Below are 6,673 nucleotides of genomic sequence, written 5' to 3'. Positions count from 1 at the left end.
GCGTGCGGGTAGGGCGCGGCGGCTCCGGGCAGGGAGCCGTACAGGTCTGCGGAAGCCCCCGGGAGGGGATCGGCAGCGGGCGGGCGGGGCGGGTCCGTGGTCACGCGAGTCGTTCCATCCGTCGGTGCGCCGCCGCGGGCCGGCGTGCGGCGGGGCTCGGGCCTGGTCAGGTCAGGCGCGTCGGCAGTACGCGTCGGCAGTGGAGGAAGATCTGCTCCTCCGGCGGCACTTCGACGCTCGCCGGCGCGTAGGCGTACGACTCCTCCTTGATCACCTCGAAGCCCGCGTCCGTGACGATCTGGCGCAGTTCATCCCTTAGATAACCGGATACCCTGATCGTGTTACCGAGGAACGGAATCGGCACATCGTCCAGATCCGCCTCGACCATCGACAGCGCCAGCAGCCCCCCGGGCTCCAGCCGGTCGTGGATCGCCGCCAGCGTCGCCGGGATCTCCGACCGCGGCAGCATCAGCAGCGCGAAGAACGCCGTCGCCCCGGAAAAGAGCCCCGGCGCGGACGGTGCGCCCCCGTCGGCCGCGCCGCCGGTGGTGGCGCCGGTCGTGTCGCCGGGGGTATCGAGGACATCAACGAGATCGGCGAGATCGGCGAGATCGGCGAGATCCGCGATGTCGCCCTGCACGAAACGGGCCTGGGGAACGTTCGTACGAGCTCGCGCGAGCATGCCCGGTGACAGGTCCACACCCGTCACCCGCAGCCCCGACGCGGTGAGCTGACGGGCGGTCGGCAGCCCCGTACCGCAGCCGAGATCCAGCACCCGGGCGCCGGCCGGCAGCGAGGCGGCGAGCCAGCCGCCGGCCGCGAGCTGGCCCTCCTTGTGCGGGAAGGCCTCGTCGTACCGGTCGCCGATCGCGTCGAACGCCTCGGCCTGGCCGGAACGGTCCCGCCCGAGGATCTCCACGTCGGGCATCCCGACGGGCGGCGGCTCGTAGTTGCCGGTTCCCACTGCTCAGGGCCTCCCTGGCTGTCCGCGCGATCTGCTGGTGTGTGGTGGGGCGGTGCGGCGTGCGGCGGCGCGACGAAGCCGGGCACATGCCGTTGGGGCATGCTCGGATCGCGCACCCGCGACGTGGCGTCAAACTCTAAGCCGCGGTTGGCAATTGTGCAGTCTTCAGGACCCCGATCCTACGGTCGAAGGTCAGGGGCGCGACAAGGGGATCGCTGGTATCGGCTCGGGTGCCCGCGCCGCCGGGCCGGTCGGCGCCGCGCCCGTGGTCAGTCCGCCGGCCGGTCCCAGTCCGCCGGGAGGGCCGGCACCGGCCAGGCCGGGTCGGGCCGCCAGTCCTGCCAGTGGTCGCGGAACGGCGGGCCCCAGGCCCGGATCACCGCCACCGCCCGCTGTCCCGCCTGCCGGACCTGGGCCGCCAGCTCGGCCGGCATCAGGCCGTCGGCCTGCGCCTGGGCGAACTCGTCCTCGTCCCGCCACTGCCAGCCCCGGTCCGGGTGCACCGAGATGTCCAGGAAGTGATCCACCGAGTCCACCCCGCCCGACCAGCGGCGCAGCGGCTCCTCCAGGTTCACGTACCAGCTGCGGAACCGCCAGCCCTCCTCCCAGAACAACCACACCGACCAAGGCTCACCCGGACGGGCGAGTTTCAGCACCCCGGTGCCCCACCACTGGTCGCGGACCACCACCCGCGGCTTGCGGTAGCGGGTGGCCAGCGGCTCGCGGTGCACCGGCGTCCCGTCGGCCAGTACCGGCTTCAGGCAGGGCGTCCCCGGCGCCATCCACACCGCCAGCAACTCCGCGTCGTCCCGCACCACGGTCACCGGCCGGCAGATGTGCACGTCGTCGCTGCCGTTGCCGCGATAGCGCCACAGCACCTGATCGCCGGGGGCCCAGAAGTGCCGCTGCGGTCCGTTCCTGAACGTGGTGTCGACGTCGGCTGTCATGAACAGAGCTTACGGACCACCTGTCAAGGATGGGTCATACGCAGCACGTCCAGCGCCTCGTCGAGTTGCGTTTCGGTCAGCAGCCCGCGCTCGATGTAACCGCCCTCGATGACCACCTGACGGATCGTCCTGCGTTCGGCCAGCGACTTCTTGGCCACCTTGGCGGCCTCCTCATAGCCGATGTACCGGTTCAGCGGGGTGACCACGGACGGCGAGGACTCGGCGAACTCGCGGGCCCGCTCGACATGCGCGGTGATCCCGTCGATCGTCCGATCGGCGAGCAGACGGGTGACATTCGCCAGCAGCCGCACCGACTCCAGGATGTTGCGGGCGATGACCGGCAGCATCACATTCAGCTCGAAATTACCGGCCGCGCCGGCCGTGGCGATGGCGACGTCATTGCCGGTCACCTGCGCGGCCACCATCAGCACCGCCTCCGGGATCACCGGATTCACCTTGCCGGGCATGATCGAGGAGCCCGGCTGCAGGTCCGGCAGGCTGATCTCACCGAGGCCGGTCCGCGGGCCGGACGACATCCAGCGCAGGTCGTTGGCGATCTTCGTCAGGCCCACCGCGATGGTCCGCAGTTGCCCGGACGTCTCCACGATGCCGTCCCGCGCGCTCTGCGCCTCGAAGTGGTTGCGCGCCTCGGTCAGCGGCAGGCCGGTCGCCGCGGCCACCTCGGCGATCACCGCGGCCGGGAAGCCGGGGGGCGTGTTGATCCCCGTCCCCACCGCCGTCCCGCCCAGCGGCAGCTCGGCCAGCCGCGGCAGCGAGGCGTTCAGCCGCTCGATCCCGTACCGCACCTGCGCCGCGTACCCGCCGAACTCCTGCCCGAGGGTGACGGGCGTGGCGTCCATCAGATGGGTCCGCCCGGCCTTCACCACCGTCGCGAATTCGGTCTCCTTCGCCTCCAGCGCCTCCGCCAGCCGGGTGAGCGCCGGGATCAGGTCCCGGGTCACGGCGGCGGTGGCCGCGATGTGGATGGAGGAGGGGAACACGTCGTTGGACGACTGCGAGGCGTTCACCTCGTCGTTGGGGTGGACGGCGCGGCCCAGCCGCTCGGCGGCCAAGGTGGCGATCACCTCGTTCGCGTTCATGTTCGACGAGGTGCCCGATCCGGTCTGGAACACGTCGATCGGGAAGTGCTCGTCCCACTTCCCCTCGGCCACCTCCCCGGCGGCCTGCTGGATCGCCTCGGCCACCTCCCCGTCCAGCACCCCCAGCGAGGCGTTCACCTTCGCCGCCGCGGCCTTGATCCGCGCCAGCGCCTCGATGTGCGCACCGGAGATCCGCTGCCCGGAAATCGGGAAGTTCTCCACCGCCCGCTGCGTCTGCGCGCCCCACTTGGCCTCGCGGGGCACCCGCACCTCGCCCATCGAGTCGTGCTCGATCCGGTAGTCGTCCATGTCTTCTACAGTGCCCCGCCCCGGGCGGTTTGTTCCCGTCCCCGCCCGGAGCGCCGCGGGCCGCCCACCGGACGGCCGGGAAGGCCGGGGGCCGGGATGGGCCGGGGGCCCGGGGGCCCGGGGGCCGACGGGGGTTACGCCTGCCGCACCGGGATCGAGGTGAAGGTCGGCGAGGGAGCCGGGTCCTGGAAGAAGTCGTTGCCCTTGTCGTCGACCACGACGAAGGCGGGGAAGTCCTCGACCTCGATCTTCCAGACCGCTTCCATGCCGAGCTCGGCGTACTCCAGGACCTCGACCTTCTTGATGCAGTCCTGGGCGAGGCGGGCCGCCGGGCCGCCGATCGAGCCGAGGTAGAAGCCGCCGTGGGTGGCGCAGGCGGTGGTGACCTGCTGGGAGCGGTTGCCCTTGGCCAGCATGACCAGGGAGCCGCCCGCGGCCTGGAACTGGTCGACGTAGGCGTCCATCCGGCCGGCCGTGGTGGGCCCGAAGGAGCCGGAGGCGTAGCCCTCGGGGGTCTTGGCCGGGCCGGCGTAGTAGACGGCGTGGTCCCGCAGGTACGCGGGCATGCCCTCGCCCGCGTCGAGGCGTTCCTTGATCTTGGCGTGGGCGATGTCGCGGGCCACCACGAGGGGGCCGGACAACGACAGGCGGGTCTTGACCGGGTACTTGGTCAGTTCGGCGCGGATCTCCGCCATCGGGCGGTTGAGGTCGACGCGGACGACGTCGTCGTCCAGGTGCTCGTCGGTGGTCTCCGGCAGGAAGCGCGCCGGGTCGGTCTCCAGCTGCTCCAGGAAGACCCCCTCGGCGGTGATCTTGGCCAGCGCCTGGCGGTCGGCCGAGCAGGAGACCGCGATCGCCACCGGGCAGGAGGCGCCGTGCCGGGGCAGCCGTACCACCCGCACGTCGTGGCAGAAGTACTTGCCGCCGAACTGGGCGCCGATGCCGATCCGCTGGGTGAGTTCGAAGACCTGCTGCTCCAGCTCCTTGTCCCGGAAGCCGTGCCCGGCCGGCGATCCGGCGGCGGGCAGCTCGTCCAGATAGTGCGCGGAGGCGTACTTCGCGGTCTTCAGCGCGAACTCCGCGCTGGTGCCGCCGACCACGATCGCCAGGTGGTAGGGCGGGCAGGCCGCCGTACCGAGGGAGCGGATCTTCTCCTCCAGGAAGCGCAGCATGGACGCCTCGTTCAGGACCGCCTTGGTCTCCTGGTAGAGGAAGGACTTGTTGGCGCTGCCGCCGCCCTTGGCCATGAAGAGGAATTTGTAGGCGCCGCCGTCGGTGGCGTAGAGCTCGATCTGCGCCGGGAGGTTGGAGCCGGTGTTCTTCTCGTCCCACATGGTGAGCGGCGCCATCTGGGAGTAGCGCAGGTTGAGCTTGGTGTAGGCGTCGAAGATGCCGCGCGACAGGGCCTCCTCGTCGCCGCCCGAGGTCAGCACCTGCTGGCCGCGCTTGCCCATCACGATGGCGGTGCCGGTGTCCTGGCACATCGGGAGCACGCCGGCCGCCGCGATGTTGGCGTTCTTCAGCAGGTCGAGCGCGACGAAGCGGTCGTTCGGGCTGGCCTGCGGGTCGTCGAGGATCCGGCGCAGCTGGGCGAGGTGGGTGGGGCGCAGGTAGTGCGAGATGTCGTGCATCGCCTCGGCCGCCAGCAGCCGCAGCGCCTCCGGCTCGACCTGGAGGAAGGTGCGCCCGCCGGCCTCGAAGGTGCTGACGCCCTCGGGGGTGAGCAGGCGGTACGCGGTGGGGTCCTCGCCCAGGGGGAGCAGATCCGTATAGGCGAACTCAGGCATAAGGGGACAATCCTCACTCGGCTGCGTCGACGCTGAAGCGGGTCCAGCGTAGAACGTCGGCGGAGCCCGGCCGTTGTGAGGTACGGCTCACCGCGGCGCCGCCCGCGGCTCCCCGCCGCCGGCCCGATCGGGGTCGCCGCCCGCGGTCCCGGCCGCCGTCCGGCGAACCCCTAGGGGACGGACTCCGGCGGACTTCGGGGTAGTCGCGATCTATCGCGTCTGTGTACCGTGGACGGGTGGATGAATCGCAGCTCGACAAGCGCCCGCAACACCCGCCGGCCGCCGCGCCGAGCACCGGCGCGTCGGTCGCCGACGCCGAACTGCGCGCATCGGACGCCGACCGGGACCGGATCGCCGACATCCTGCGGGACGCGCTCGCCGAGGGCCGGCTGGACGCCGCCGAGCACTCCGAGCGGATCGACAAGGTCTACGCGGCCAAGACGATCGGCCAACTGGAGCCGCTGGTACGGGATCTGCCGGTGGGCCGGTCCGCCGCCCCCGCTCCCGCGCCCGCCGCGCCCCGCGGCTACGACCCGGGCCAGGGCGGCGAGAACCCGAACCTGGTCGGCATCCTCGGCGGCGCCGAGCGCAAGGGCCGCTGGCGGGTCGGCAACCGGATCACCGCGGTCGCCATCCTGGGCGGAGTCGAGATCGACCTCACCGAAGCGACCTTCACCGCGCCGGAGTTGGTGATCCACTGCACCGCCGTCATGGGCGGCGTCAGCATCAAGCTGCCGGAGAACGTGACGCTGCGCGGCGGCAGCGTGGTCGGCATCATGGGCGGCTCGGACATCAACGCGTTCGAGGCGCCCGATCCCGGCGCCCCGGTGGTCCGGGTGGACGGGCTGGCCTTCTGGGGCGGCGTGGAGGCGAAGGCCAAGCGCGGCAAGAAGGTCAGGGATTGGACGAAGAAGAACCTCCAACGGTGAACCCGGCCCCAAGTGCGGGGTGTCGGCGGCTTTTCGGGGCACGCTGAAGGGACGCTCCCGTTACTCATGTGGTGCGTGTGTACGCCAAGGATGCTGCGCGGATACGCCATGTGCAGCTCAAAGGGGGTGCGGGAAATCCTCCGGCGATGAACACGGTGCGCATGAAGTCGCGCACAGCGGGTAGGGGATGGAGCACGCCGTCGCCCGGCTGCTCAGGCTTCCCCTGCCCGCGGACCGGCGACGACGCCAGCGTGGCAAACGCCGAGCCGTCGTCAGGAGTTACCCGTGCTTCAACCGATCGAGCCCGTCACGGACCCCGCTCAGCCACCACGCCATCCGCGGGACGCCGGCGGCCCCTGGCACTCCGAGGCGGCCTGCCGCAGTGACGAGGCGGGCCTCTTCTTCGCCCCCTCCAAGGAGCCGACCGCGGCGCGCCTGTCGCGTGAGGAAGCCGCCAAGAGGGTGTGCGCCCGCTGCCCGGTGATGCTCGAATGCCGCGAACACGCCTTGCTGCAGCCCGAACCGTACGGCGTCTGGGGCGGCATGACCGCCGCGGAGCGACGGGTCGTGCTGGCCCGCAGGCGCCGCCGCGAGGTCGAACTGCAGCGGCCCGCCGCCTCGATAGCGGCCGCGGGCT

At 71.6% G+C, this 6,673-nt stretch carries 6 protein-coding genes; 2 read left to right on the top strand and 4 right to left on the bottom strand.

What is annotated here, in order from left to right:
* Window positions 1-166: 166 nt before the first annotated feature.
* From GA0115240_RS08700 to GA0115240_RS08685, 4 genes are all read right to left on the bottom strand, one after another.
* Window positions 167-928: a class I SAM-dependent DNA methyltransferase gene (locus GA0115240_RS08700; RefSeq protein ID WP_093736078.1), complete on the bottom strand. Its 762-nt coding sequence runs from the start codon at window positions 926-928 to the stop codon at window positions 167-169.
* Window positions 929-1,233: 305 nt separating this feature from the next.
* Window positions 1,234-1,911 carry a cytidylyl-2-hydroxypropylphosphonate hydrolase gene (locus tag GA0115240_RS08695; protein ID WP_093736076.1) on the bottom strand — a complete coding sequence of 226 codons (678 nt, stop codon included), beginning with the start codon at window positions 1,909-1,911 and terminating at the stop codon, window positions 1,234-1,236.
* 23 nt (window positions 1,912-1,934) lie between these two features.
* Complete coding sequence (locus GA0115240_RS08690) at window positions 1,935-3,320, bottom strand: class II fumarate hydratase (protein ID WP_093736075.1); 1,386 nt, start codon at window positions 3,318-3,320, stop codon at window positions 1,935-1,937.
* Between the two features lie 134 nt (window positions 3,321-3,454).
* Complete coding sequence (locus GA0115240_RS08685; protein WP_093736074.1) at window positions 3,455-5,107, bottom strand: fumarate hydratase; 1,653 nt, start codon at window positions 5,105-5,107, stop codon at window positions 3,455-3,457.
* A 236-nt stretch (window positions 5,108-5,343) separates the two neighbouring features.
* Here GA0115240_RS08685 and GA0115240_RS08680 point away from each other — a divergent pair, with 236 nt between their 5' ends.
* Entirely contained in the window at window positions 5,344-6,036 is a 693-nt protein-coding gene (locus GA0115240_RS08680; protein WP_093736073.1) for a DUF1707 SHOCT-like domain-containing protein, read from the top strand.
* Window positions 6,037-6,321: 285 nt separating this feature from the next.
* A partial coding sequence (locus tag GA0115240_RS08675) for a WhiB family transcriptional regulator (RefSeq protein WP_093736077.1) occupies window positions 6,322-6,673 on the top strand: 352 nt, incomplete at its 3' end.

Origin of the sequence: Streptomyces sp. DvalAA-14, assembly GCF_900091855.1 — a bacterium.
GTDB lineage: Bacteria > Actinomycetota > Actinomycetes > Streptomycetales > Streptomycetaceae > Actinacidiphila.
The sequence above is the reverse complement of the archived record's forward strand: the minus strand, read 5'-3'. Positions and strand labels throughout refer to the sequence as shown.